Raw genomic sequence first — 25899 nt, forward strand, 5'->3', positions numbered from 1 at the left:
CGCTCTGCGTGGGAATGCCTCAAGGGACGCTCCGCGTTCCAGCTCTCGAAAGGGACGCGGAGCGTCCCGGGCTGCATTCCCACGCAGAGCGTGGGAACGATCAGGTTAGGCCGGTTTGACCCGATCCGCGGGGCGCCGCACACCCGCCACAATCTTATCCACAGCCTTGGTCGCCGCGACCATGCCAAACGTCGCCGTCACCATCATCACCGCACCAAACCCTCCGGCGCAGTCGAGCTTCACACCGTCACCGACAAAACTCTTCTGCAAGCAAATGCTCCCATCCGGTTTCGGGTAGCGCAGTTGTTCGGTGGAAAACACGCATGGCACGCTGTAGTGACGGGTCACGGTGCGTGAGAAGTTGTAATCCCGGCGCAAGGTCGAGCGCACTTTCGAAGCCAACGGATCATTGAAGGTCCGGTTCAAGTCGCACACCTGAATCAACGTCGGATCAATCTGCCCGCCCGCGCCGCCGGTGGTGATGATCTGTATCTTGCGGCGCTTGCACCAGGCGATCAGCGCCGCCTTGGCGTTGACGCTATCGATGCAATCAATGACGCAGTCGATGTTCGGCGTGATGTATTCGGCCATGGTCTCGCGGGTCACAAAATCCGCCACCGCATGCACAGTGCAGTCAGGGTTGATCCCGCGCAGACGCTCGGCCATCACGTCAACCTTGGGTTTGCCGACGGTGCTGTCCAGCGCGTGCAACTGACGGTTGGCGTTGCTGACGCAGACGTCATCCAGGTCGAACAGCGAAATCTCGCCCACGCCACAACGGGCGACGGCTTCCGCCGCCCAAGAACCGACACCACCGACGCCGACGATCGCCACGTGGGCCGCGCGCAAACGCTCCAGGCCGTCGATGCCATACAAACGGGCGATGCCTGCAAACCGCGGATCTTCTGTACTCATGACCATTACCCCAAAAACCGGCGCGCATTATAGGGCCACAGTGCGAGAACTTTTAACCTTCCGGCGACAAGTGAAAGAACTTATGTGAAACCAGAGTGCCCAATGTCGGGCGTTTCCCTGTTCGCTGTACGGTCAGAGAACCTCCAGTGTAGGATGCGCGCCCCTGCCCCCTGGCAGCCAGCCGCAAACCGTTCCTTCGTTCCACAGCCTTTGGAACCCGAAAAAGCTATGTCATCGCGTAAATTTGGACTCAACCTGGTCGTGGTGCTCGCCATCGCAGCCTTGTTTACCGGCTTCTGGGCGCTGATCAATCGCCCGGTCACCGCCCCCAACTGGCCTGAACAGATCTCCGGCTTTTCGTACTCGCCGTTCCAGCAAGGGCAGTACCCGCAAAAAGAGCAATATCCGACCGACGATGAAATGCGTCGCGATCTGGAGATCATGAGCAAGCTGACGGACAACATCCGTACTTACTCGGTCGATGGCAGCCTGGGTGATATCCCCAAGCTCGCCGAAGAATTCGGTTTGCGCGTGACGCTGGGTATCTGGATCAGCCCGGATCTTGAGCGCAACGAGCGTGAAATCCTGCGCGCCATTGACCTGGCCAATACCTCCCGCAGCGTGGTTCGCGTTGTGGTGGGTAACGAGGCGATCTTCCGTAAGGAAATTACCGCCGCCGAACTGAGCGTGATCCTTGATCGCGTCCGCGCGGCAGTGAAAGTTCCGGTGACGACCTCCGAGCAATGGCACGTCTGGGAAGAAAACCCGAGCCTGGCCAAGCACGTCGACCTGATCGCCGCCCACGTCCTGCCGTACTGGGAACATGTTCCGATGGAGCAGTCCGGGCAGTTCGTACTCGACCGCGCCCGTGACCTGAAAAAGATGTTCCCGAAAAAACCGCTGCTGCTGTCGGAGGTTGGCTGGCCGAGCAACGGCCGTATGCGCGGTGGTGCCGACGCGTCGCCGGCAGACCAGGCGATTTATCTGCGGACCTTGGTCAACAAGCTCAATCGCCAGGGCTTCAACTACTTCGTGATCGAAGCCTTTGACCAACCGTGGAAGGCCAGCGACGAAGGCTCCGTGGGCGCTTACTGGGGCGTTTTCAACGCCGCGCGCCAGCAGAAATTCAACTTTGAAGGCCCGGTCGTCGCGATCCCGCAATGGCGCGTGCTGGCCATCGGTTCGGTGGTGTTGGCTCTGCTGTCCCTGACCCTGCTGATGATCGACGGCTCGGCCCTGCGTCAACGCGGCCGCACCTTCCTGACCTTCATCGCGTTCCTCTGTGGTTCGGTGCTGGTGTGGATCGGTTACGACTACAGCCAGCAATACAGCACCTGGTTCAGCCTGACGGTGGGCTTCTTGCTTGCCCTCGGCGCACTCGGGGTGTTTATCGTGCTGCTGACCGAGGCGCATGAACTGGCCGAAGCGGTCTGGACCCACAAACGCCGGCGTGAATTCCTGCCAGTGGTGGGCGATTCGGACTACCGACCGAAAGTCTCGATTCACGTGCCTTGCTACAACGAGCCGCCGGAGATGGTCAAACAGACCCTCAACGCCCTGGCCAACCTCGACTATCCGGACTTCGAAGTCCTGATCATCGACAACAACACCAAGGACCCGGCGGTCTGGGAACCGGTGCGCGATTATTGCGAAACCCTCGGCCCGCGCTTCAAGTTCTTCCACGTCGCACCGTTGGCCGGTTTCAAGGGCGGCGCGTTGAATTACCTGATTCCGCACACCGCCAAGGATGCCGAAGTGATTGCGGTGATCGACTCGGACTACTGCGTCGACCCGAACTGGCTCAAACACATGGTGCCGCACTTCGCCGATCCGAAAATCGCCGTGGTGCAGTCGCCGCAGGATTACCGCGACCAGAACGAAAGCACCTTCAAGAAGCTCTGCTACGCGGAATACAAAGGTTTCTTCCACATCGGCATGGTCACCCGTAACGACCGTGACGCGATTATCCAACACGGCACCATGACCATGACCCGGCGCTCGGTACTCGAGGAACTGGGCTGGGCTGACTGGTGCATTTGTGAAGATGCCGAGTTGGGTCTGCGTGTATTCGAAAAAGGCTTGTCAGCGGCGTATTACCACACCAGCTACGGCAAAGGCCTGATGCCCGATACCTTTATCGACTTCAAGAAACAGCGTTTCCGCTGGGCTTACGGTGCGATTCAGATCATCAAGCGTCACACCGCCAGCCTGTTGCGCGGCAAGGACACCGAGCTGACCCGTGGCCAGCGTTACCACTTCCTCGCGGGCTGGTTGCCGTGGGTGGCGGACGGCATGAACATCTTCTTCACCGTGGGCGCCTTGTTGTGGTCCGCGGCGATGATCATCGTGCCGCAGCGGGTCGATCCACCGCTGCTGATTTTCGCGATCCCGCCACTGGCGCTGTTCGTGTTCAAGGTTGGCAAGATCATCTTCCTGTACCGCCGTGCGGTCGGGGTCAACCTGAAGGATGCTTTCTGCGCGGCACTGGCAGGGCTGGCGTTGTCACACACCATCGCCAAAGCGGTGCTGTACGGTTTCTTCACCAGCAGCATTCCGTTCTTCCGCACCCCGAAAAACGCCGATAACCACGGTTTCTGGGTGGCGATTTCGGAAGCTCGCGAAGAAATGTTCATCATGCTGCTGTTGTGGAGCGCGGCACTGGGGATTTTCCTGGTGAACGGCCTGCCGAGCAACGACATGCGCTTCTGGGTGACGATGTTGCTCGTGCAATCGTTGCCATACCTGGCGGCGCTGATCATGGCGTTCTTGTCATCGCTGCCGAAACCGGCGGTCGAGGGCGAGACGGCTCCGGCGGTCTAAATCGTTCCAGATGCACTAAACGGCGGCCAATGGCCGCCGTTTTGCTTTAAGATAACCGCCATTTTGCGCGCCTTGCCCCAATTCCTGTAGGAGCAAAGCTTGCTCGCGATTGACGCGATTCGGTGTAACAGAAAGACCTCATCATCGTTCATCGCGAGCAAGCTTTGCTCCTACACAATAAGCTTCCGGAGTCTTACATGACGGCCCACGCCGACCTTTCGCCGACCCTTCAACTCGCCATCGACCTGATCCGCCGTCCGTCCGTGACGCCGGTCGACGCCGATTGCCAGAAGCAGATGATGCAGCGCCTGGGCGATGCCGGTTTTGCGCTTGAGCCAATGCGCATCGAAGATGTGGATAACTTCTGGGCCACCCACGGTAAACACGACGGTCCGGTACTGTGCTTCGCCGGTCATACCGACGTGGTGCCGACCGGCCCGGTGACCGCCTGGCAGATCGACCCGTTCAACGCGGTGATCGACGAACACGGCATGCTCTGCGGCCGTGGCGCGGCGGACATGAAAGGCAGCCTCGCCTCCATGACCGTGGCGGCCGAGCGTTTCGTCACCGACTACCCGGATCACAAGGGTAAGGTCGCGTTCCTGATCACCAGCGACGAAGAAGGCCCGGCGCACCACGGCACCAAGGCTGTGATTGAACGCCTTGCCGCCCGTAAGGAGCGTCTGGACTGGTGCATCGTCGGCGAACCGTCGAGCACCACTCTGGTGGGCGACGTGGTCAAGAACGGTCGTCGCGGCTCCCTCGGCGCCAAGCTGACCGTGCGTGGTGTGCAAGGTCACGTGGCCTATCCACACCTGGCGAAGAATCCGATCCACCTCGCCGCCCCGGCGCTGGCCGAACTGGCCGCCGAGCACTGGGACCACGGCAACGACTTCTTCCCGCCGACCAGTTTCCAGATCTCCAACGTCAACTCCGGCACCGGCGCGACCAACGTGATCCCGGGTGATCTGGTGGCGGTGTTCAACTTCCGCTTCTCCACCGAATCCACCGTTGAAGGCCTGCAAAAGCGCGTCGCCGACATTCTCGACAAACACGGCCTGGACTGGCACATCGACTGGGCGCTGTCCGGCCTGCCGTTCCTCACCGAACCAGGTGCATTGCTGGATGCCGTCGCGTCGAGCATCAAGGACATCACCGGTCGTGAAACCAAGGCGTCCACCAGCGGTGGCACCTCCGACGGGCGCTTCATTGCGACCATGGGTACGCAGGTGGTTGAACTGGGCCCGGTCAACGCGACGATCCACCAGGTCAACGAGCGTGTGCTGGCTGCCGACCTCGATGTGCTGACCGAAATCTACTACCAGACCCTGATCAAGTTGCTCGCCTGATGCTCGCCTGCCCGATCTGCAGCGAACCGCTGAACGCGGTGGACAACGGCGTGGCCTGCCCCGCCGGGCATCGTTTCGACCGTGCGCGTCAGGGTTACCTGAACCTGTTGCCGGTGCAGCACAAGAACAGCCGCGACCCTGGGGATAACCTGGCGATGGTCGAAGCCCGGCGCGACTTTTTGAACGCTGGTCATTACGCACCAGTGGCCAAGCGTCTGGCCGAACTGGCGGCGCAATACGCGCCTCAGCGCTGGCTGGACATCGGTTGTGGCGAGGGTTACTACACCGCGCAAATCGCCGAGGCCTTGCCGAACGCCGACGGCTACGCACTGGATATTTCCCGGGAAGCCGTCAAACGCGCCTGCAAACGCAACCCACAGCTGACCTGGTTGATCGCCAGCATGGCGCGGGTGCCGTTGGCCTCGGGCAGCTGCCAGTTTCTCGCCAGCGTCTTCAGCCCGCTGGACTGGGAGGAAGCCAAACGCCTGCTCAGCCCCGGTGGCGGTTTGATGAAAGTCGGGCCGACCAGCGGCCATCTGATGGAATTGCGCGAGCGTTTGTACGACGAAGTCCGTGAGTACACCGACGACAAGCATCTGGCTTTGGTGCCGGAAGGCATGGCGTTGCAACACAGCGAAACCCTGGAGTTCAAACTGACGCTGGAAAGTGGTCAGGACCGGGCGAATCTGTTGGCCATGACGCCCCACGGCTGGCGCGCCAGTGCTGAACGCCGGGCGGCGGTCATCGAACAGGTGGAGCCGTTCGAGGTCACTGTTTCAATGCGCTACGATTACTTCGTACTTCAATAATTTTTAATTTTTTGGTCTTCGGCATTTGCCGTAGGCCGGCTAAATCCGCGAATGGATTTTTCAGACCCGCAGTGAGGACATCCATGCGCCAACCCGATATCGAGATTTACCTGAAAGACGCCGACGTCGACTACAAGGCCGTCGCAGCCTGGCTCGGCACTGCTTTGGGCCCTTGCACCGACTGGGTCCAGAAAGGCCAGACCTACAAGTGCAAGGCCGGCAACGTGTCGGTCACCTGGCTGCCGAAAGCCGTGGGCAAATGGAACAGCCTGTTCCTGGACAGCGACCAGACCCCGTGGGAAGACGACATCGCCTGCGCCCGCGCAGCGTTTGCCGCGCTGAACGTCGAAGTGCGTTGCGCACCGGGTAGCTGGGTCGAGGAAGAAGGTGAAGAGACAGCGGATCGCTGGATGCGCATCAGCGCTGATGGTGAAGAAGAAATCACCTGGAAGACTGTCTGACACCGATCGTTCCCACGCTCTGCGTGGGAATGCAGCCCGGGATGCTCCGCGTCCCAGAAGCGGACGCAGAGCGTCCGTTGAGGTATTCCCACGCAGAGCGTGGGAACGATCTTCAGAGGCCTACGACATCCTCAGCCTGCAAACCCTTCTCGCCAGTCACCACGCCGTATTCAACCTGCTGACCTTCAGCCAGGGAGCGATGCCCTTCGCCGCGAATCGCGCGGTAATGCACGAACACGTCCACCCCGTCCTCGCGCTGAATGAATCCGTAACCCTTGGCATCGTTGAACCACTTCACATTGCCGGTTTCGCGCGTAGCCATCTCAGTACCCCCTTGTTTTTATTTTGAACGGCCGAGTATATGACAGCCGCCAAAACTCTCAACTCAACTTTACTTAGGCGCTTTTTTGCCGATTTTCGGCGAATACGGCACACTATCGCCCGCCCGAGCAATTGCTTGGTTTTATTCACTCATGCAGAAGCCGTATGACCCGTTCCCCGTTCCGCCGTCTTGTGTTTGGCACCCTGCGCCGACTGCTCTACCTCTGGGTTCGCTCGGAGACGATCAATCAGTCGTCGTTCACCCTCAACCTCGACCGCAGCCGTCCGGTGTTCTACGTCCTGCAAAACCCTTCGCTGACCGACCTGGCCGTGGTCGATACCGAGTGCAGCAAGGCAGGTTTGCCCCGCCCGGTGTTGCCGGTCTCGGTAGGTACGCTGGAGGAACCCGCCGCGTTCTTTTACCTGACGCCAGATCCCGATTGGCTCGGCCGTCAGGACAAACGCGGCGCGCCGCCGACCTTGACTCGTCTGGTCAGCGCGTTGAGCCAGAACGCCGCCGAAGACGCGCAGATCATTCCGGTCAGCGTGTTCTGGGGTCAGTCACCGGACAGCGAATCGAGCCCGTGGAAACTGCTCTTCGCCGACAGCTGGGCAGTCACCGGGCGTCTGCGCCGGTTGCTGAGCATCATCGTGCTGGGGCGCAAAACCCGCGTGCAGTTCTCCGCGCCGATCCATTTGCGCGAGCTAATCGACCACAACAAGGGCCACGAGCGCACCGTGCGCATGGCCCAGCGGATTCTGCGGGTGCACTTCCGCAATCTGAAAGCAGCGGTGATCGGTCCGGACATTTCCCACCGCCGCAACCTGGTCAAAGGCCTGCTCAATCAGCCGCTGGTCAAGCAAGCGATCCTCGACGAAGCCGAGCGTGAAAACATCTCCCCGGAGAAAGCCAAGGCCCAGGCCCTGCGCTACGGCAACGAGATCGCCTCCGACTACACCTACACCGCGATCCGCTTTCTGGAAGTGGTGCTGAGCTGGTTCTGGAACAAGATCTACGACGGGATCAAGGTCAACCACATCGAAGGCGTGCAGAAGGTCGCTCAGGGTCACGAAGTAATTTACGTGCCGTGCCATCGCAGCCACATCGACTATCTGCTGTTGTCCTACTTGCTGTTTCGCAACGGCCTGACCCCGCCGCACATCGCCGCCGGGATCAACCTCAACATGCCGGTGATCGGCAGCCTACTGCGCCGTGGCGGTGCGTTCTTCATGCGCCGCACCTTCAAGGGCAACCCGCTCTACACCTCGGTGTTCAACGAATACCTGCACACCCTGTTTACCAAAGGCTTTCCGGTGGAGTACTTCGTCGAGGGTGGCCGTTCGCGCACCGGGCGCATGCTGCAACCGAAAACCGGGATGCTGGCGATTACCTTGCGCAGCTTCCTGCGCTCGTCTCGGATGCCGATCGTCTTCATCCCGGTCTACATCGGTTATGAACGCGTGCTGGAAGGCCGGACCTACCTCGGCGAACTGCGTGGCGCAACCAAGAAGAAAGAATCGATCTTCGACATCTTCAAAGTCATCGGCGCGCTCAAGCAGCGTTTCGGTCAAGTGGCGGTGAACTTCGGCGAGCCGATCAAACTGGCGGAATTCCTCGACAGCGAACAGCCGGACTGGCGCCAGCAGGAACTCGGTCCGCAGTTCAAACCGGCCTGGCTCAACGAAACCACCAACCGCCTCGGCGAGAAAGTCGCGCAGCATCTGAACGAAGCGGCGGCGATCAACCCGGTCAACCTGGTGGCCCTGGCGCTGCTGTCCACCAGCCGTCTCGCGCTGGATGATCGCGCTATGGCGCGGGTGCTTGATCTGTATCTGGCGCTGTTGCGCAAGGTCCCGTATTCGCCGCACACCACGTTGCCGGAAGGTGACGGCCGGGCGCTGATCGAGCATGTGAAGGACATGGATTTGCTGTCCGAGCAAAGCGATGCCCTGGGCAAGATTCTGTACCTGGACGAACAGAACGCCGTCCTGATGACCTACTACCGCAACAACGTTTTGCACATCTTCGCCCTGCCGGCGTTGCTGGCGAGCTTCTTCCAGAGCGCGTCGCGCATGAGCCGCGAACAGATCCTGCGCTACACCCGCGCGCTGTATCCGTACCTGCAATCGGAGCTGTTCATTCGCTGGTCGCTGGACGAGCTGGATGCGGTGATCGACCAATGGCTCGAAGCCTTCGTCGAGCAAGGTCTGCTGCGTTTTGAGAATGACGTCTATCTGCGACCGGCGCCGAGCTCGCGGCATTTCGTACTGCTGACCCTGCTATCGAAAAGCATCGCCCAGACCTTGCAGCGCTTTTACATGACGGTCTCGCTGCTGCTCAACAGCGGTCAGAACAGCATCAGCGCCGAAGAGCTGGAAGACCTGTGCACGGTCATGGCCCAGCGCCTGTCGATCCTCCATGGCCTCAACGCCCCGGAGTTCTTCGACAAGAGCCTGTTCCGCCACTTCATCCAGACAATGCTGGATCTGGACGTGCTCAAGCGCGACGAGGCCGGCAAGCTGAGCTATCACGAATTGCTCGGCGAATTGGCCGAAGGCGCGGCCAAGCGGGTGTTGCCGGCGGAGATTCGTTTGTCTATCCGTCAGGTCGCGTTGCATCGCAGTGAAGATGCGGCGGATCAGGTCGCGGTTCCAACTCAAACCGACTAAGTTCCTACGGGCGCCAGGCTACTTCTGGCGCCTTCGATACGGAGATCTCCGATGAAAAAACTCTCTTTATTGGCCATGACCACCCTGCTGGGAGCCTGTCAGTCGATGCAACCCGCCGCTAAAACCTCCCTCGATGGCGAAGTGTTCTACCTGCAACGCATCGCCCTGCCGCCGAGCGCCACGTTAAGCGTCAGCTTGCAGGACGTTTCCCTGGCCGACGCGCCCGCCGTGGTCCTCGACGAACAGAAAGGCCCGGTCAAAGGCCAGGTGCCGCTGCCGTTTCATCTGAGTTACGATCCAACGCAGGTCAAACCGGGCCATCGTTATTCGGTCAGCGCACGGATCGAAGTCAACGGCGAACTGATGTTCATCACCACCGAACATCACGCCGTGCAGCTGGATGGCAGCGACCCGCAGCCTCTGAAAATCCGCGTCGACGCCGCTCGCTAACTCTCAATTTTTGAACAAAGGAAGCTGCCATGTTCCGCCCTACCCTTCGCTTCGCCGGCCTGTGTGCAGGCTTGATGATCTCCGCCAGCGCCTTGGCGCTGTCGCTCAACGACCTGTCGCAAAACGACGCCACCGGCGGCCTCAAGGATGCCCTGACTCAAGGTGCGCAACTGGCCGTGAAACAACTCGGCACGCCGGGTGGCTTCAGCAACAACCCGGATGTAAAAATCGAACTGCCGGGCAAACTGGGTAAAGTCGCCAGCAAGATGAAACAGTTCGGCATGGGCGACCAGGTTGATCAGCTGGAAACCAGCATGAACAAAGCGGCTGAAACCGCCGTGACGCAAGCCCAGCCGATCCTGGTGGACGCGGTGAAGAAGATGAGCGTGGAAGATGCCAAGGGCATTCTCAGCGGCGGCAAGGACTCAGCCACTCAGTACCTGAGCAAAACCAGCCGCGAACAGATCCGCGTCAAGTTCCTGCCAATCGTCAAGCAAGCCACCGACCAGGTGGGCCTGGCCAAGCAGTACAACTCGTTCGCCGGGCAAGCCGCGACGATGGGTGTGGTGGATGCGAAGAGCGCCAACATCGAAAGCTACGTGACCGAGCAGGCGTTGAACGGTCTGTTCGAGATGATTGGTAAACAGGAAGAAGCCATTCGCCAGAATCCTGCGGCAGCAGCGACGAGTTTGGCGAAGAAGGTGTTTGGTACCCTCTAACACTCTCTCCCGCTGATCATTCCCGCTCAGAGCGTGGGAATGATCAGAACGGGGTTGCGTTTTGAGCCCGCAGAAAGAACACCCACTCGCGCCCCATCTTCCTCTTCTCAAACACCTCCAGTTCGACCAGCCCATTCAACGTGGCCGACGCGGTGTTGTAAGAACAGTCCAGATTCTCCTTCACATTGACCGCCGTAAACTCCTTGGCCATCCCACTCTTGGCCACCTGGAATACGGCTCGCTGCTTCTCGGTCAATCGGTCAAAAAAGCCAGACTCCAGCAACCAGCGATCAAAGCTTTCGGCATACGCCAGACTTTTCCGATAAGCATCGGTAAAACCGCTGACAGCCCGTAGGATCACCGAGCATTGAAAGTCGATGAAATAGGTCAGGTCCAAGTCATCAGCCTCAGTATTCAGATAAGACCGTCCATATTTCACCGGCGCACTGCGCAGCAAAATGCTGATCGCAATGTAGCGAAAGGCAGAGAAATCATTCTTGAACATGAACCAGTAAAACAGTGCCCGCGCGACCCGGCCGTTGCCATCGCGGAACGGGTGCTCATAGCCCAGAGCAAAATGCAGTGCGATGCCTTTGATCAGTGGATGAAGGTAATCCACTTGATCGGGATCGTTGTGGGGCTGGTTGATCCACGTCGACAGCACCCGCAATCGTGACACCAGCCCTGCTGCGGGCGGCGGTGTATGCACGGTGTTGCCCTCACCGTCCTGCACCACCACATCATCGTTACCCCTGCACTCGCCAGGCGAGTATTGCGCGTCATCAATGCCCTCGACACCCACCCGGTGCATGGCTGAAATCAGTTCGACACTCAGGGCGTCATAACGCTTTTCCCAGGCGAAATTCATCATCTTGTAGTTGCCGATCACCATTCGCTCATCCGGCGTGCGCGGCAGGCGATTGCGCTTGAGCATGTCCTTGGCCACCCGCGTGGTGGTCGCCGCGCCTTCGAGCTGGCTGCTGCTGATGGCTTCATCTTCGATCAAATCGTTGAGCAGATAGCTGAAGTGCGCATGCTCACCAATCTGACTGGTCATGTACTCCAGCGCGGCCGTTGTGGCTTGCCGATCGACGGCGGAAATAGCTTTCTGCGCCAGCGGCGTGAGCACGAAGTTGCCCCATTGAAGCGGCTCGCCCAGTGGCAAAAGACTTGAGTACTGCGCAGTCCGGGCTTTCTTCACCAGCGCCCAGCACAGATTCGAATCCAGCCCCGGCGCCCAGCGGTAGCGCAACTCATCGAAAGGCAGATAGCGCCCCTGATCGTCCTGCGGCTTGAGCAAGGCGAGGTAGTCCGAGAGGCGTTCCTTGTGGGGCGACTTCCCCAACAGGTCGAATACCGGGTCGGTCCTTCCCCTCAAAATCGGCGGCTTTTTCATTATTGCTGTCTCAAAAACTCGTAAAACTGAGTTTTTGAGTACAGCATTCAGATCTCTCTGACTCAATATCAGAGGGATCTGAAATACACGTAGGACGTCAGGCTTGGTCTTTCTTGATCCGGAACCACGCCGCATACAGCGCCGGCAGAAACAGCAACGTCAACGCCGTCGCCACAATCAACCCGCCCATGATCGCCACCGCCATCGGACCGAAAAACACGCTACGCGACAGCGGAATCATCGCCAGCACCGCCGCGAGTGCAGTCAACACAATCGGCCGGAAACGCCGCACAGTGGCTTCAATAATCGCCTGCCAAGGCTTGAGCCCGGAAGCAATGTCCTGCTCGATCTGGTCCACCAGAATCACCGAGTTACGCATGATCATCCCGGACAGCGCGATGGTGCCGAGCATGGCGACGAAACCGAACGGCTGACGGAACACCATCAGGAACAAGGTCACACCGATCAAACCCAAAGGCGCCGTCAGAAACACCATTACCGTGCGTGAGAAACTGCGCAGTTGCAGCATCAGCAACGTCAGCACCACCACGATGAAAAGCGGCACACCGGCCTTCACCGAATTCTGCCCGCGAGCCGAGTCTTCCACCGTGCCACCGACCTCCAGCAAATACCCGTCCGGCAGTTCGGCGCGAATCGGATCGAGGGTCGGCATGATCTGCTTCACCAGCGTCGCCGGTTGCTCTTTGCCGTAAATGTCGGCGCGGACCGTCACGTTCGGCAAGCGGTTGCGGTGCCAGATGATGCCTTCTTCGAAGCCGTATTCCAGGGTCGCGATTTGCGACAGCGCCACACTGCGACCGTTGTCAGTCGGCACCGCCAGGCTTGGCAGCAGCGACAGTTCGGTGCGTTCATGCAACGTGCCGCGCAACAGAATCTCGATCAACTCGTTGTCTTCACGGTACTGGCTGACGCTGGAACCGGTCAGAGAGCTTTGCAAGAACTTCGACAGGTTCGCAGTGCTCACGCCAAGCGCCCGGGCGCGGTCCTGATCGACGTTCAGATAAACGACTTTGCTCGGTTCTTCCCAATCCAGATGGACGTTGACCACGTGCGGGTTCTCGCGAACCTTGGCCGCGACTTTACGGGCCAACGCGCGGACTTCCTCGATGTGCTCACCGGTGACCCGGAACTGCATCGGATAGCCAACCGGTGGCCCGTTCTCCAGACGTGTCACCCGCGCGCGCAGGGCCGGGAATTGTTCCTTGAGGGCTTCGATCAGCCAGGTGCGCAGGACTTCGCGCTCCTCAATGGTTTTGGCCAGGACTACAAACTGCGCGAAGCTTGCTGCAGGAAGTTGTTGATCCAGCGGCAGGTAAAAACGTGGCGAACCGGTGCCCACGTAAGCGACATAGTTGTCGATACCGGCGTGATCCTTGAGCAGTGCTTCGAGGCGCTTGACCTCATCGCGGGTGTTGCTCAACGAGGCGCCTTCCGCCAGTTTCAGATCGACCATCAACTCCAGACGACCCGATGCCGGGAAGAACTGTTGCGGCACAAAGCGAAACAGGATGACAGAACCGATAAACAGCACGGCCGTCAGGACAATGACCGTCTTGCGCCGCCGCACGCACCACTCCACCAGGCGTCTGACGCGCTGATAGAACGGCGTGCCGTAAGGGTCGGGCTGGCCGTCGCCGGTGCCATGTTTGGCTGCATGAATCTTCGCCAGATCCGGCAGGAGTTTTTCCCCTAGATAAGGCACAAACACAACAGCAGCAACCCACGAGGCCAGCAACGCGATGGTCACCACCTGGAAGATCGAGCGGGTGTATTCACCCGTGCCCGATTGCGCCGTGGCAATCGGCAGGAAGCCGGCCGCGGTGATCAGTGTACCGGTGAGCATCGGGAACGCGGTGCTGGTCCAGGCGTAACTGGCCGCCTTGATCCGGTCGAAGCCCTGCTCCATTTTGATCGCCATCATTTCCACGGCGATGATCGCGTCGTCCACCAACAAACCCAGCGCCAGCACCAACGCCCCAAGGGAAATCTTGTGCAGGCCAATTCCCAGGTAATACATGCAGGCGAACGTCATCGCCAATACCAAAGGAATCGCCAGCGCGACCACCATGCCGGTGCGCACGCCGAGGGAGAAGAAGCTCACCAGCAGGACGATTGCCAGTGCTTCCACCAGCACCTGAACAAACTCACCGACACTGCTTTTCACGGCGGCGGGCTGGTCGGAGACCTTGCGCAGCTGCATACCGGCAGGAAGGTTTTTCTGGATGCGGTCGAACTCGATTTCCAAGGCCTTGCCCAGCACCAGAATGTCGCCACCGTCCTTCATGGCCACGGCCAGCCCAATGGCGTTTTCCGCCATGAAGCGCATGCTCGGCGCTGGCGGATCGTTGAAACCCCGACGCACATCCGCCACATCGGCGATGCGGAACGTACGATCACCGACGCGGATCGGGAAGCTCTTGATCTCTTCGACCGTCTGAAAATTCCCCGAGACGCGTAGCTGCAAACGCTCGCTGGAGGTCTCGAAGAACCCGGCAGTGGACACTGCGTTTTGCTCTTCAAGGGCCTGCTGCACCACCGCCAGGGGCAGGCCGAGGGTGGCGAGTTTGACGTTGGAAAGTTCGATCCAAATCTTCTCGTCCTGTAACCCGAGCAGATCGACCTTGCCCACATCCTTGACCCGTTGCAGCTGAATCTGCACGCGGTCGGCGTAGTCCTTGAGCACCGCGTAATCAAAACCTTCGCCGGTCAGCGCGTAGATATTGCCAAACGTTGTGCCGAACTCATCATTGAAGAATGGCCCCTGGATGCCCGGTGGCAGTGTCTGACGAATGTCGCCGATCTTCTTGCGAACCTGATACCAGAGGTCCGGGATTTCCACCGAGTGCATGGAATCACGGGCGACGAACGTCACTTGGGATTCGCCCGGACGGGAAAACGAAACGATGCGTTCGTATTCGCCGGTTTCCATCAGTTTCTTTTCAATACGCTCGGTGACCTGACGCGACACCTCCTGCGCCGTGGCCCCTGGCCAGTTGGTCCGAATCACCATGGCCTTGAAGGTGAACGGCGGGTCTTCACTTTGGCCGAGCTTGGTGTAGGACAGTGCGCCGACAATGGCCAGCAAGAGCATCAGGAACAGTACGATCTGGCGATTACGCAGCGCCCATTCGGAAAGATTGAAACCCATCGGGGATTACTCCTTGTCCGCCAGATTGACCACGCGGTTGGAGCGATCCACCGGACGCACCTGCTGCCCTTCAAGAAGCACATGGACGCCAGCGGCCACCACCCAGTCGCTGGCGTTCAGGCCTTCGAGCACCGGTACGGTTTTCTCGCCGAAGGCACCGACCCGCACCGGGGTTTTCTTCAGGGTGTTGTTGGCATTGACGACCCAGACGTAGGTTGCGCCGTTTTCCGCGGTGACGGCCGACAGCGGTACCGACAGCGACACCACGTCGGCGGTCTGGATAAACACCCGGGCGCTCTGGCCGAGTTCAGCGGGGACCTTGCCGGCAGTGAACGCGATGCGGGCGGCAAAGGTGCGCGATTTTGGATCGGCAGCGGGCGACAGCTCACGGATGCGCCCGGCGAAACGTTGGTCGGGTTGGGTCCAGAGTTCGACCGACACTGGCTGACCGACCTTGAAGCGGCCAAAGCTCTGCTCCGGCAAGCTGATCAACACTTCGCGCTCGCCATCGGTGGCGAGGGTAAATACGGTTTGCCCCGCCGCTACCACTTGCCCGACTTCAACCGCACGTTTAGCCACAACCCCATCCTGAGGCGCACGCAGCACGGCGTAACTGGCCTGATTGGTCGAAACGTTGAACTCGGCTTTGATTTGCTTGAGGCGTGCTTCACCGGATCGGTAAAGGTTTTCGGAATTGTCGTACAGCGAACGGCTGACCATCTGACGGTCCATCAGGGTCTTGTAGCGATCACGTTCGGCGCGCACCAGGTTCAGATTGGCCTCGGCAGCGGTGACCTGGGCACGGGTGGCTTCCAGTTGCAGTCGTACGTCCTGAGGGTCGAGCTCCGCCAAAGGTTGGTCAGCCTTGACCCTCTGCCCTTCTTCAACCAGTCGTCGACTGACTTTACCGCCAATGCGAAACGCCAGGTCCGGCTCATACCGTGCGCGGACTTCACCGGGAAAACTTTCCATCGCCTGGGACGACGGCTCTGGCTGCACAACCATGGCCGGGCGAACGGTAACTTGGGGCGCCTCTTCGTGACCACACGCAGACAATAAAAACGCCAGACTGACTGGCAACGCGAGGGGCAAGGCATAGCGGAACATGGTGAAGGACCTTTCGCTAATGGTGCTTGGAATAATTATACTGAGCAGTATGTTATTAATAGCAAACTCACCAGTCCAGTATTAAAAGCGCATATGCCTAACAATCTTCCAGTACCCAACGGCCCGGGCCGTCCCAAGGATCTGGCCAAACGCCAGGCGATCCTCGATGCGGCGAAAATTCTGTTTCTGAGCAAGGGTTATGCGAATACCAGCATGGACGCCGTCGCGGCCGAGGCCGGTGTGTCGAAGCTGACGGTCTACAGCCATTTCAACGACAAGGAGACGCTGTTCTCCGCCGCCGTGATGGCCAAGTGCGAAGAGCAATTGCCGACGCTGTTTTTCGAATTGCCGGACGGCACTGCCGTAGAAACGGTGCTGTTGAACATCGCGCGCGGCTTTCATCAGCTGATCAACAGCGACGAATCGGTCAACCTGCATCGGCTGATGATGACGCTGGGCAGCCAGGACCCGAAACTCTCGCTGATCTTCTTCGAGGCCGGGCCTGAGCGCATGCTGCAGGGCATGGAGCGGTTGCTGACCAAGGTTGATCAGAGCGGCGCGTTGAGCATCGACAAACCGCGCAATGCGGCCGAGCATTTCTTCTGCCTGCTCAAGGGTGCGGGGAATTTCAGGCTGCTTTATGGCTGTGGCGAGCCGTTGACCGGGGATGCGGCCGAGAGCCATGTGCAGGAAGTGGTGGAGTTGTTTATGCGGGCATATCGACCTTAGCAATGATCGTTCCCACGCTCTGCGTGGGAATGCCTCAACGGACGCTCCGCGTTCGGCTTTGAAGGGACGCGGAGCGTCCCGGGCTGCATTCCCACGCAGAGCGTGGGAACGATCAGTGTTGAGTCAGGGCTTGAGCGCTTTCTTCGGGTAAATGTCATACCGGCTGGATTTACCGTCCAGCGCATGACTCGGCTTCGGCCCTTCGATGCATGGCGCCTTGCGCGGGCGTTTGACCACTACCCGGTGGCTGGCCAACGCCAACGCGGCTTCGAGCAGTGCAGGCGCATCCGGGTCATCGCCTACCAGCGGCCGGAACAGGCGCATTTCCTTCTTCACCAACGCCGTTTTCTCACGATGGGGAAACATCGGGTCGAGGTAGATCACCTGCGGCGGCTCGCCTTCCCAATTGCGCATCACCTCGATCGAGTTGCCCTTGAGCAAGCGCATCCGCGCCACAATCGGCGCCACCTCAAAGTCTTCCGCGCCGCGTGCCAGGCCATCTTCAAGCAACGCGCCAATCAGCGGCTGACGCTCGATCAGGCTCATCTCGCAGCCCAGGCTCGCCAGCACGAACGCATCTTTGCCCAGCCCCGCCGTGGCATCCAGCACTCGCGGACGCACGCCTTGGGCAACCCCGACAGCCTTGGCGATCATCTGACCGCTACCACCGCCGTACAAGCGGCGATGGGCCGCACCGCCCTCGACAAAGTCCACCCGCACCGGCCCCGGTGCGTCCGGGCCCAGTTGCTGCAGCTGCAAACCCTGGTCACCGACCTGCAAGGCGAACTCACCGTCATCCACCTGCATCGGCAAACCCAGGCGCTCGGCCCATTGTTCGGCCTGTGGCTGAAAAGTCGCGGCCAGGGCCTCGACATGGATGCGGCAGGCCGCAGGTTGCTCAATCATGAGAAAACACGCTCAAAAAATTAATGATCGGCAAAAACGGCCGATAACAAAACTATCGAGCATTTTGCCAGAGCTGAGCGTCGACCGAGAGAAATGTCAGACATTCAACGCACATCGATAGGCTACATTTCGCGACACGGCGATTTTGGTCTACGAAACTCCCAAGCACTGAGCGGCGTCAGTCACCTGTGGCATGATTTTTTTGCCCAGGCCCTGGCCGATCAGTCGGGCGATGTCGTACCGGCTTCTCTCAACTTTCCACCGGTCGATCTCGACAGCCCGGTCGAACCCACCGTTGGCAGCGAACTGCTGGCTCACATCATTTCCCAGCGCGAATGCGATGTGAAAGAAACCGAGGTCCGCCCTCCCGAGCCACTGTTCCTGCCGATTGCCGAGTTCGAAATGGACCTGGCCGACAAACCTTTCCCACCGTTCCCGGCACAAGAAATCGTCGCTCAACAGAAGCAACAGGACTTCGAAAGCAGCTGGGTACGCCCGATCGTGCTCACTGCCGGTCAACCGCTGCCAGAGCCTGGCGTCGCGCCGCAACCGCGTCCGCTGCACCTGCCGATCGCCGAATTCGAACTCGATTTGCTGGACAAGCCATTCCCGCCGTTCTCGCCCGAAGAGCTGGTGGAACAACAGAAACAACTCGATTTCGATAACGGCTGGGCTCGCCCGATCATCCTGCAAAACCTGCGCATCGCCGCCTGACCTTCAATAACAGGCCCTCAGCGACACACCCACCACGGCCCGACATCCACATGAAAGTGATTGCGATGGGCGGCGTTGTAATCCGGACTCAAGACCACACTGAACAGGTCGCAGGCGCCATCGCGGACCTGACGTAAAAACCGTGCGTCCTGATTATCCTTCGGCCAATCCTTGAGCACGTTGATGGATCGGCCATCAGCCAAACGAAAACCGGCGATGTCCAGCGCATCAGCGCTGGCATGCTGGCTGCGTCTGCCGTTTTCGCGGCTGTAGACGTTGCGACAGGCAAAGCTGCCGAGATGGTCGACACGCGTCACCGCTTGACCGTAGACCGCTTGTGCCGCGGGTTGCAGGGCGTGGTGTTCGAACAGGGCGAACGACACCGCCAGGCGGCAACTGGCGAGGAAGCTGCTGCTCAGGGCCACCTCGCCGCCTTGCACACGCAAAGTGTTGATCAACGGGCACGTCGCGTCGGGGCTATCGGCCTGATGGGTTACGCGCAATCCAGAGCTGCTCAGGGCTTGATCGCACAACTGCGGATCATCGCGCAGGCGCATCAGTTTGTAGCGGGTCAGAAAATTGGGCGCGACCTTCACGTCCAGCGGTGCCCAGGGATTCCACTGCGGCGGCAGTGAGATCCAGCCGCGCCAGACGCTCACCGCCGCCGTGCCGATGGTCAACAGCATCAACAGCAGCCACCACCGAAACCGCATCGTCAGCCTTTGAACAATTGATTGGCCTGGGCGTACGGCATGGACCGCGACGTGAACCCGAATGTGCCAGACGTCTTGATCTCTTCGGCAGCGCGGAAAAACTCGCCATACGCTGCCAAGGCCAGCGCCGAACCGACACTGATGCGCTTGACGCCCATTTCGCTCAACTGCTCGACCGTCAATTTCAGTCCGCCAGACATCAACACATTCACCGGTTTCGGCGCCACGGCACGGACCACCGCCAACACATCTTCAGCACTGCGCAGACCCGGCGCGTACAGCACGTCGGCCCCCGCCTCGGCAAACGCCTGCAAGCGGCGAATGGTATCGGCGAGATCAGGATTGCCGCGCAGAAAGTTCTCCGCTCGCGCGGTCAACATAAAGGGAAACGGCAAGCTGCGAGCGGCTGCCACGGCAGCCTCAATGCGCGCCACGGCATGCTCGAAGCAGTAGATCGGCGCTTCTTCACGGCCCGTGGCATCTTCGATCGAGCCGCCGACCGCGCCGGCCTCTGCCGCACGCAAAATACTCTGTGCACATTCGGCGGGATCGTCCGCGAAGCCGTTTTCCAGATCGACGGCAACGGGCAGATCAGTTGCCGCGACAATCGCCCGAACGTTTGCCAGGGTGTCGTCCAGCGTCAGCGCGCCATCGGGGCGGGCGTTGGAAAAGGCGTATCCGGCACTGGTGGTCGCCAGCGCCTCGAAACCAAGGCTGGCGAGCATTTTCGCCGAGCCGGCGTCCCACGGGTTGGGAATGACAAAAGCCCCCGCGCGCTCGTGCAGTGCTTTGAACGCTTGGGCTCGAAGGGTTTGCGCAACCATTGGCAGGCTCCTGAAAAGGGCAGGGAATCCGCTTCAGAGCAGGCCAAGTTGCTCGGCAGCGGGCTCTCTGTATAGCTCAGGCAGCGGCGGCAGGCCAGGCAAACGCAGCATCAGTTTTGCGTGAAAACGTTGCGCCAGTTTGGCGGCCAGCAAATTGTCGGCGGTGTGCAGGAAGATATAGGGCGTGCGGCCCTCTTCGATCCACACGGCGATTTTTTCGACCCACGGCAGCAGGAACGGATCGTTGGCCTCAAGTTGCGGATGGCCGATGAAGCGTACCTGCGGACATTGCGTGAAGGCGGCCGGACGGGGCGGCACCCTGGGCTTTTTCGATTGGGCGTGAAGGACCGACGGCTCGGTCGATGTGCAGCTGAACAGCGCACGGGGATCGAGGCAGATACGCTCGACACCGCGATCCAGTAGCAAGCGATTGAGCATTCTCTCGGCATCGCCCTTGGCGAAGAACTCGTCATGCCGCACTTCAACCGCCAGAGGCCGCTCAAGCGCATCGATAAATCCGGCCAGTTCGGGCAATCGTTGCGGCGTAAAGCTTTTGGACAGTTGCAGCCACAGCGGTGAAACCCGTTCACCGAGGGGGCTGAGCAATTGCAGGAAGGTTTCGGCAGCGGTCAATTGTTCGCGCAGGTCACCGCTATGGCTGATGTCGCCGGGGAACTTGGCAGTGAAGCGAAAGTGTTCGGGCATGGTCTCGGCCCAACGCTGCACAGTGGTCGCAGCCGGGCTCGCGTAGAAGGTCGTATTGCCTTCCACGGCGTTGAAAACCTGGGAATAGAGATTCAGAAATTCGGCGGGTTTGGCGTCCGGCGGATAAAGATAATCGCGCCAGGCGTTTTCACTCCAGGACGGACAGCCAAGGAAGTAAGGCAGCCGCATCAGATGTACAGGTCGAGGCCCAGCACATCCGAATCCCAATCGACAAAACCGGCGGTGCTCAGGTAGCTGGCGAGAGCCTTCGCGACACTGCTGCTCATGGCACGGTGATAAAGCATGTCTTGTTGACGGGCGGGGAGATTGCTCAAGCGTTGCGCAGAGGCTTTGGCAGCGCGGGCGGCCATTTGCTCCTCGGATGGAATTTCCAGCTCGCCGTCGATATCGACGTAGTCGTCATCCGCCACAGGGCCTTTGCGAGGCTTGCGCTTGATGGGGTAGGACTGAGAGGGAACGCCGTCTATACGCATGAGTACATGTCCGGGATCAATGATGGCAGTTTAGTGGCGCATAGCCCGCTTCGCAAACCGCCGAGTGATAACTAGAACACAGAAAATGGAAAAGGTTTAAAAGCCGGTGCATAAAGTGACGATTGGCTGCGTTGCGCAGTCCGCCATCGCGGGCAAGCCCGCTCCCACAGGGTCAGCGGAGATCATGTGGGAGCGGGCTTGCCCGCGATGGGGACAACTCGGTATTAAGGATTAACGTGCTTTCGGGGTCGCGACTTTATCGCGCAGGTACACCGGCTGAGCCTCATCAGCCACGATCGCCTCGCCACGCGCCCAGGCAAAACGCGCCAGGGTCAGCAGATCTTCAGCGTGAGGCAACATGCCCGCATCCTGCCCGGTCAGGCTGACGGCGATTCGCTCGGCATAACCCCAGCCAGTGCCGGCGCCAAACCACTCACCGCTGGCGTCAGCCGGCAACGCGGCCACTTCCGGCGCAAGCACTGCTTCATTGCCAACCAGCCGCATCTCCCCCGCCGTTTCGCGGTAGCAACCCCAATACACCTCATCCATCCGAGCATCGATGGCGGCAGCCACCTGGCTCGCGCCATGTTCGCGATAGGCCCGCTGCGCCAGCACGGCCAGGTTCGATACTGGCAACACCGGACGATCCAGCGCAAACGCCAGCCCCTGCACCACGCCGATGGCGATCCGCACGCCGGTGAACGCACCCGGACCACGTCCGAACGCGATGGCATCGACCGCTTGCAAAGTGGTCCCGGCATCCGCCAGCAACTGCTGAATCATCGGTAGCAGCTTTTGCGCATGCAGGCGCGGGATCACCTCGTAATGGCTCGTGACTTTGCCGTCATGCAGCAAGGCAACGGAGCAAGCTTCAGTCGCGGTGTCCAGGGCCAGCAAGGTGCTCATCGATGTTTCCGTAAGAGAGGTCAGAAAAAGTGCGCCAGTATAAACAACTACGGCCCGCAAGCGGGCCGTAGAAGATGAAGCGATTCAGACTTTTCAGCTCAGTGCTGCAAGCACCTTGCCGGTGATCGCTTCAACCGAGCCAACACCTTCGATGTGGCTGTACTTCGGTTTGCCCAGATCAGCGGCCAGGTTCTGGTAAAACGCTACCAGAGGCTTGGTTTGGGAATGGTAGACCGACAGGCGATGACGCACGGTTTCTTCGGTGTCGTCCTTGCGCTGCACCAGTGCTTCACCGGTGATGTCGTCCTTGCCGGCGATTTTCGGCGGGTTGTAGACGGTGTGGTACACGCGGCCGCTGGCCTCGTGAACGCGGCGACCAGCGATACGCTGAACGATTTCTTCGTCGTCGACGGCGATTTCGACCACGTGATCCAGCTCCACGCCGGCTTTCACCAGGGCTTCAGCCTGAGGAATGGTGCGCGGGAAACCGTCGAACAGGAAACCGTTGGCGCAATCGGCCTGACTGATGCGTTCCTTGACCAGATTGATGATCAGGTCATCGGAAACCAGACCACCGCTGTCCATGACGCTCTTGGCGATCAGGCCCAGCTCGGTGCCAGCCTTGACCGCGGCACGCAGCATGTCGCCGGTGGAGATTTGCGGGATACCGAATTTTTCGGTGATGAACTTAGCCTGAGTACCTTTACCGGCCCCGGGAGCTCCCAGCAGAATGACGCGCATCGATGTGCTCCTCAATTTTTTATATAGATAACGTCAGATTCGCCTCGTGGGGCCAATCTCAAAATAAGGGTCGTGACCGCCCAAACGGTCAAAGGCTGATCAAGATACACAGCAGGCCCGGAGCACACAAGCCGCCGAAAGTCGGAGAAACCCGCGCCTGATGTGGCCTTTCGTCGGGGTAACCCTAGTCGCAACCCCATCACTAACTGTCGCCTGGCAGCACTTTTCAACCCCTCGCCCACAGGCAACTCGACGCTCGCGCCGAGTGCCTTGCCCCACGACGAAAACCTTAGCCGGTATTACGCAAACCGGCGGCAATCCCCGCCACAGACACCAGCAGCGCCTGTTCTACCGGGCTGCCCTGCGCCACTTCCTGTTGTCGCGAACGCGCCAACAACTCAGCCTGCAATAGATGAAGAGGGTCGAGGTAAGTGTTGCGCAAGCGGATGAATTCAAGCGTGGCTGGGCTATGTGCCAGTAGCTGCGACTGACCAGTCAACCCAAGGACCACCGAGCAGGCCTGCGACAATAGGTCGCGTAAATGCGCACCTAAAGGGAGCAGATCCGGCTCGACCAAACGCTCATCGTAAGACCGGGCGATATCGGCATCAGCCTTGGCCAACACCATTTCCAGCATATCGATGCGCGTGCGGAAGAACGGCCACTGTTCGCGCATCTGCCCCAGCAGCTCGCCTTCGCCGCGCTCCAGCGCCTTGCTCAGCGCCGCTTCCCAGCCGAGCCACGCCGGCAACATCAGACGCGTCTGGGTCCAGCCGAAGATCCACGGGATCGCCCGCAGACTTTCAATCCCGCCGGCGCGGCGCTTGGCCGGGCGACTGCCCAACGGCAAGCGGCCCAGTTCCTGCTCTGGAGTGGACTGGCGGAAATACTCAACGAACTGCGGATTTTCCCGCACGACGGCGCGATAAGCGCTGACACCGTCGGCAGCCAATTCGTCCATCAGATTGCGCCAGGCTGGCTCCGGTGGCGGCGGCGGCAGCAAGGTCGCTTCCAATACCGCTGCCAGGTACAAGTTGAGGTTCTGCTCGGCGATGTCCGGCAAACCAAATTTGAAACGAATCATTTCCCCCTGCTCGGTGGTACGGAAACGCCCCGCCACCGAACCCGGCGGCTGCGACAGAATCGCCGCGTGTGCCGGACCGCCGCCGCGTCCCACGGTGCCACCACGACCATGGAACAACAGCAGTTCCACTTGCTGCTCGCGGCAGATGTCGACCAAGCGCTCCTGCGCCCGATATTGAGCCCAGGCCGCCGCCGTCGTGCCGGCGTCCTTGGCCGAGTCGGAGTAGCCAATCATCACTTCCTGCGGCCCTTGCAGGCGCGAGCGATAACCAGGCAGCAGCAACAGTTTTTCAATCACCGGGCCGGCGTTGTCGAGGTCGGCAAGGGTTTCGAACAGCGGCACCACGCGCATCGGCCGCAACACGCCAGACTCTTTGAGCAGCAGTTGCACGGCCAGCACGTCGGAAGCAGCGCCGGCCATGGAGATCACATAAGAACCGAGCGATGCGCCCGGTGCGGCAGCGATTTCCCGGCAGGTCGCCAACACTTCAGCGGTGTCGGCCGATGGCTTGAAGTACGCTGGCAGCAACGGCCGGCGGTTGTTCAGTTCGCGCATCAGGAAGGAAATGCGATCTTCCTCGCTCCAGTCCTCGTAACGCCCCAGGCCCAGGTAATCGGTGATTTCGGTCATGGCCGCGGTATGGCGCGTCGAGTCCTGACGCACATCGAGCCGCACCAGGAACAGCCCGAACGTCACCGCCCGACGCAGGCAATCGAGCAGCGGCCCATCAGCGATCACGCCCATGCCGCACTCGTGCAGCGAGTGGTAGCACAGCTCCAGCGGATCGAGCAGCTCGCGGTTGTTTTGCAGCACATCGGCGGGTGCCGGCGTGGTCTTCGTCAAGGAGGCGTGAGCCCAGTTACGCGTCGCGCGCAGGCGTTCACGCAGCTGTTTGAGCACCGCACGGTAAGGTTCGGCGCTGTCCCCGGCCTTGGCCTTCAAGTCGTCACTGGCCTGCTGCATCGACAACTCGGCCGCCAGGTGATCGACATCGCGCAGGTACAAGTCCGCGGCCATCCAGCGCGCCAGCAGCAAGACTTCACGGGTTACGGCAGCGGTCACGTTGGGGTTGCCATCCCGGTCGCCGCCCATCCACGAGGCAAAACGAATCGGCGCTGCCTCTAGTGGCAAGTGCAGGCCAGTGGCGTCATGCAGGGCTTTATCGGCCTTGCGCAAATAGTTGGGGATCGCCTGCCACAGCGAATGCTCGATCACCGCGAAGCCCCATTTGGCTTCATCCACTGGGGTTGGGCGGGTGCGGCGGATTTCTTCGGTGTGCCAGGCTTCGGCGATCAGGCGCTGCAACTTCGTGTGGATCTGCTCGCGTTCGGCAGTGGTCAGGTCGCGATGGTCCTGGGCGGCCAGTTGCGCGGCAATCGCATCGTATTTCTGGATCAGCGTGCGGCGCGCCACTTCGGTCGGGTGCGCGGTGAGGACCAGTTCGATCTCCAGCCGGCCCAGTTGCCGGGCCAGGGATTCGGCGCCATGACCTTCAGCACTCAGGCGGGCGAGCAGTTCCGGCAGTACCCGCGCTTCGAACGGCGCAGGCTGTGACTCTTCGCGACGGTGAATCAGCTGATATTGCTCGGCGATATTGGCCAGGTTGAGAAACTGGTTGAATGCCCGCGCCACCGGCAGCAACTCTTCTTCGCTCAATTGGTTGAGGCTGGCGCTCAGTTCAGCGTCCATTGACCCGCGACGATCGGCCTTGGCGCCTTTGCGGATCTGCTCGATCTTGTCGAGAAAACCGTCGCCGTACTGTTCACGAATGGTGTTGCCCAACAGCTCACCCAACAGGTGAACGTCCTCGCGCAAGCGTGCATCAATATCGGTCATCAGCAGTTCTCCAGCGAAAATCCGGGTTTGCTTTGTCGTTAGAGAGTGCCGCTGTAAAGCG

At 60.2% G+C, this 25899-nt stretch carries 22 protein-coding genes; 9 read left to right on the forward strand and 13 right to left on the reverse strand.

Features of this window, described 5'->3' with window-relative positions:
* Nucleotides 1-105 precede the first annotated feature (105 nt).
* On the reverse strand, nucleotides 106-915 hold the full coding sequence (gene tcdA, locus ACMXYI_RS00925) for a tRNA cyclic N6-threonylcarbamoyladenosine(37) synthase TcdA (RefSeq protein WP_415771133.1): 810 nt from the start codon (nucleotides 913-915) through the stop codon (nucleotides 106-108).
* A gap of 228 nt (nucleotides 916-1143) precedes the next feature.
* Between tcdA and ACMXYI_RS00930 the strand changes: the two genes are divergently transcribed.
* The 4 genes from ACMXYI_RS00930 (at nucleotide 1144) to ACMXYI_RS00945 (ending at nucleotide 6354) form a co-directional block, all read left to right on the forward strand.
* Nucleotides 1144-3735 carry a glycosyltransferase gene (locus ACMXYI_RS00930; RefSeq protein WP_415771135.1) on the forward strand — a complete coding sequence of 864 codons (2592 nt, stop codon included), beginning with the start codon at nucleotides 1144-1146 and terminating at the stop codon, nucleotides 3733-3735.
* Nucleotides 3736-3932: 197 nt separating this feature from the next.
* Nucleotides 3933-5084 carry a succinyl-diaminopimelate desuccinylase gene (gene dapE, locus ACMXYI_RS00935; protein WP_008146697.1) on the forward strand — a complete coding sequence of 384 codons (1152 nt, stop codon included), beginning with the start codon at nucleotides 3933-3935 and terminating at the stop codon, nucleotides 5082-5084.
* Nucleotides 5084-5893, forward strand: coding sequence for a putative RNA methyltransferase (locus ACMXYI_RS00940; protein ID WP_415771137.1), 810 nt, complete (start codon nucleotides 5084-5086; stop codon nucleotides 5891-5893). Before dapE ends, ACMXYI_RS00940 begins: the two co-directional genes overlap by 1 nt.
* An 83-nt stretch (nucleotides 5894-5976) precedes the next feature.
* Nucleotides 5977-6354 (forward strand): hypothetical protein, encoded by a 378-nt coding sequence (locus ACMXYI_RS00945; RefSeq protein WP_008146702.1) that lies wholly within the window; start codon nucleotides 5977-5979, stop codon nucleotides 6352-6354.
* Between the two features lie 112 nt (nucleotides 6355-6466).
* Here the strand turns inward: ACMXYI_RS00945 and ACMXYI_RS00950 are convergent, their stop codons facing one another.
* Entirely contained in the window at nucleotides 6467-6676 is a 210-nt protein-coding gene (locus ACMXYI_RS00950) for a cold-shock protein (RefSeq protein WP_008146705.1), read from the reverse strand.
* Between the two features lie 164 nt (nucleotides 6677-6840).
* Here ACMXYI_RS00950 and plsB point away from each other — a divergent pair, with 164 nt between their 5' ends.
* From plsB to ACMXYI_RS00965, 3 genes are read left to right on the forward strand one after another with little or no spacing between them, the layout of a single operon-like run.
* Nucleotides 6841-9345: a glycerol-3-phosphate 1-O-acyltransferase PlsB gene (plsB, locus tag ACMXYI_RS00955; protein ID WP_415771139.1), complete on the forward strand. Its 2505-nt coding sequence runs from the start codon at nucleotides 6841-6843 to the stop codon at nucleotides 9343-9345.
* Nucleotides 9346-9396: 51 nt separating this feature from the next.
* On the forward strand, nucleotides 9397-9795 hold the full coding sequence (locus ACMXYI_RS00960; RefSeq protein WP_283190036.1) for a YbaY family lipoprotein: 399 nt from the start codon (nucleotides 9397-9399) through the stop codon (nucleotides 9793-9795).
* A 29-nt stretch (nucleotides 9796-9824) separates the two neighbouring features.
* Nucleotides 9825-10514 (forward strand): DUF4197 domain-containing protein, encoded by a 690-nt coding sequence (locus tag ACMXYI_RS00965; protein ID WP_046046320.1) that lies wholly within the window; start codon nucleotides 9825-9827, stop codon nucleotides 10512-10514.
* A gap of 43 nt (nucleotides 10515-10557) precedes the next feature.
* Here ACMXYI_RS00965 and ACMXYI_RS00970 read toward each other — a convergent pair whose 3' ends face one another.
* The 3 genes from ACMXYI_RS00970 to ACMXYI_RS00980 all read right to left on the reverse strand — a co-directional run bounded on the left by ACMXYI_RS00970 (nucleotide 10558) and on the right by ACMXYI_RS00980 (nucleotide 16186).
* The gene (locus ACMXYI_RS00970; protein ID WP_415771142.1) at nucleotides 10558-11910 is read right to left on the reverse strand and encodes a Fic family protein; all 1353 of its coding nucleotides are present in this window, start codon (nucleotides 11908-11910) and stop codon (nucleotides 10558-10560) included.
* Nucleotides 11911-12007: 97 nt separating this feature from the next.
* Nucleotides 12008-15079, reverse strand: coding sequence for an efflux RND transporter permease subunit (locus ACMXYI_RS00975; protein ID WP_415771143.1), 3072 nt, complete (start codon nucleotides 15077-15079; stop codon nucleotides 12008-12010).
* A 6-nt stretch (nucleotides 15080-15085) separates the two neighbouring features.
* Nucleotides 15086-16186, reverse strand: coding sequence for an efflux RND transporter periplasmic adaptor subunit (locus ACMXYI_RS00980; RefSeq protein WP_415771144.1), 1101 nt, complete (start codon nucleotides 16184-16186; stop codon nucleotides 15086-15088).
* Between the two features lie 93 nt (nucleotides 16187-16279).
* Here ACMXYI_RS00980 and ACMXYI_RS00985 point away from each other — a divergent pair, with 93 nt between their 5' ends.
* Nucleotides 16280-16915, forward strand: coding sequence for a TetR/AcrR family transcriptional regulator (locus ACMXYI_RS00985; RefSeq protein ID WP_415771145.1), 636 nt, complete (start codon nucleotides 16280-16282; stop codon nucleotides 16913-16915).
* 123 nt (nucleotides 16916-17038) lie between these two features.
* Here ACMXYI_RS00985 and ACMXYI_RS00990 read toward each other — a convergent pair whose 3' ends face one another.
* On the reverse strand, nucleotides 17039-17821 hold the full coding sequence (locus ACMXYI_RS00990) for a class I SAM-dependent methyltransferase (RefSeq protein ID WP_008146717.1): 783 nt from the start codon (nucleotides 17819-17821) through the stop codon (nucleotides 17039-17041).
* 93 nt (nucleotides 17822-17914) lie between these two features.
* Here ACMXYI_RS00990 and ACMXYI_RS00995 point away from each other — a divergent pair, with 93 nt between their 5' ends.
* Complete coding sequence (locus tag ACMXYI_RS00995) at nucleotides 17915-18535, forward strand: energy transducer TonB (RefSeq protein WP_415771147.1); 621 nt, start codon at nucleotides 17915-17917, stop codon at nucleotides 18533-18535.
* 17 nt (nucleotides 18536-18552) lie between these two features.
* On the opposite strand, the gene ACMXYI_RS01000 is transcribed toward ACMXYI_RS00995, so the two are convergent.
* From ACMXYI_RS01000 to ppc, 7 genes are all read right to left on the reverse strand, one after another.
* The gene (locus ACMXYI_RS01000; protein WP_415771149.1) at nucleotides 18553-19248 is read right to left on the reverse strand and encodes an extensin-like domain-containing protein; all 696 of its coding nucleotides are present in this window, start codon (nucleotides 19246-19248) and stop codon (nucleotides 18553-18555) included.
* Between the two features lie 2 nt (nucleotides 19249-19250).
* Nucleotides 19251-20072, reverse strand: a complete 822-nt coding sequence (locus ACMXYI_RS01005; RefSeq protein ID WP_415771151.1) for an isocitrate lyase/PEP mutase family protein — start codon at nucleotides 20070-20072, stop codon at nucleotides 19251-19253.
* A gap of 33 nt (nucleotides 20073-20105) precedes the next feature.
* Nucleotides 20106-20966, reverse strand: coding sequence for a DUF72 domain-containing protein (locus ACMXYI_RS01010; protein WP_415771152.1), 861 nt, complete (start codon nucleotides 20964-20966; stop codon nucleotides 20106-20108).
* The gene (locus tag ACMXYI_RS01015; protein WP_008156859.1) at nucleotides 20966-21271 is read right to left on the reverse strand and encodes a hypothetical protein; all 306 of its coding nucleotides are present in this window, start codon (nucleotides 21269-21271) and stop codon (nucleotides 20966-20968) included. Before ACMXYI_RS01015 ends, ACMXYI_RS01010 begins: the two co-directional genes overlap by 1 nt.
* Nucleotides 21272-21502: 231 nt before the next feature.
* Nucleotides 21503-22177, reverse strand: coding sequence for a tRNA (adenosine(37)-N6)-threonylcarbamoyltransferase complex dimerization subunit type 1 TsaB (gene tsaB, locus ACMXYI_RS01020; protein WP_415771154.1), 675 nt, complete (start codon nucleotides 22175-22177; stop codon nucleotides 21503-21505).
* Between the two features lie 93 nt (nucleotides 22178-22270).
* Complete coding sequence (gene adk / locus ACMXYI_RS01025) at nucleotides 22271-22918, reverse strand: adenylate kinase (RefSeq protein WP_415771156.1); 648 nt, start codon at nucleotides 22916-22918, stop codon at nucleotides 22271-22273.
* A gap of 289 nt (nucleotides 22919-23207) precedes the next feature.
* Nucleotides 23208-25838, reverse strand: a complete 2631-nt coding sequence (ppc, locus tag ACMXYI_RS01030; RefSeq protein WP_415771158.1) for a phosphoenolpyruvate carboxylase — start codon at nucleotides 25836-25838, stop codon at nucleotides 23208-23210.
* Between the last annotated feature and the right edge of the window lie 61 nt (nucleotides 25839-25899).

This window comes from Pseudomonas lyxosi, assembly GCF_047758685.1.
GTDB classification, from domain to species: Bacteria; Pseudomonadota; Gammaproteobacteria; order Pseudomonadales; family Pseudomonadaceae; genus Aquipseudomonas; species Aquipseudomonas lyxosi.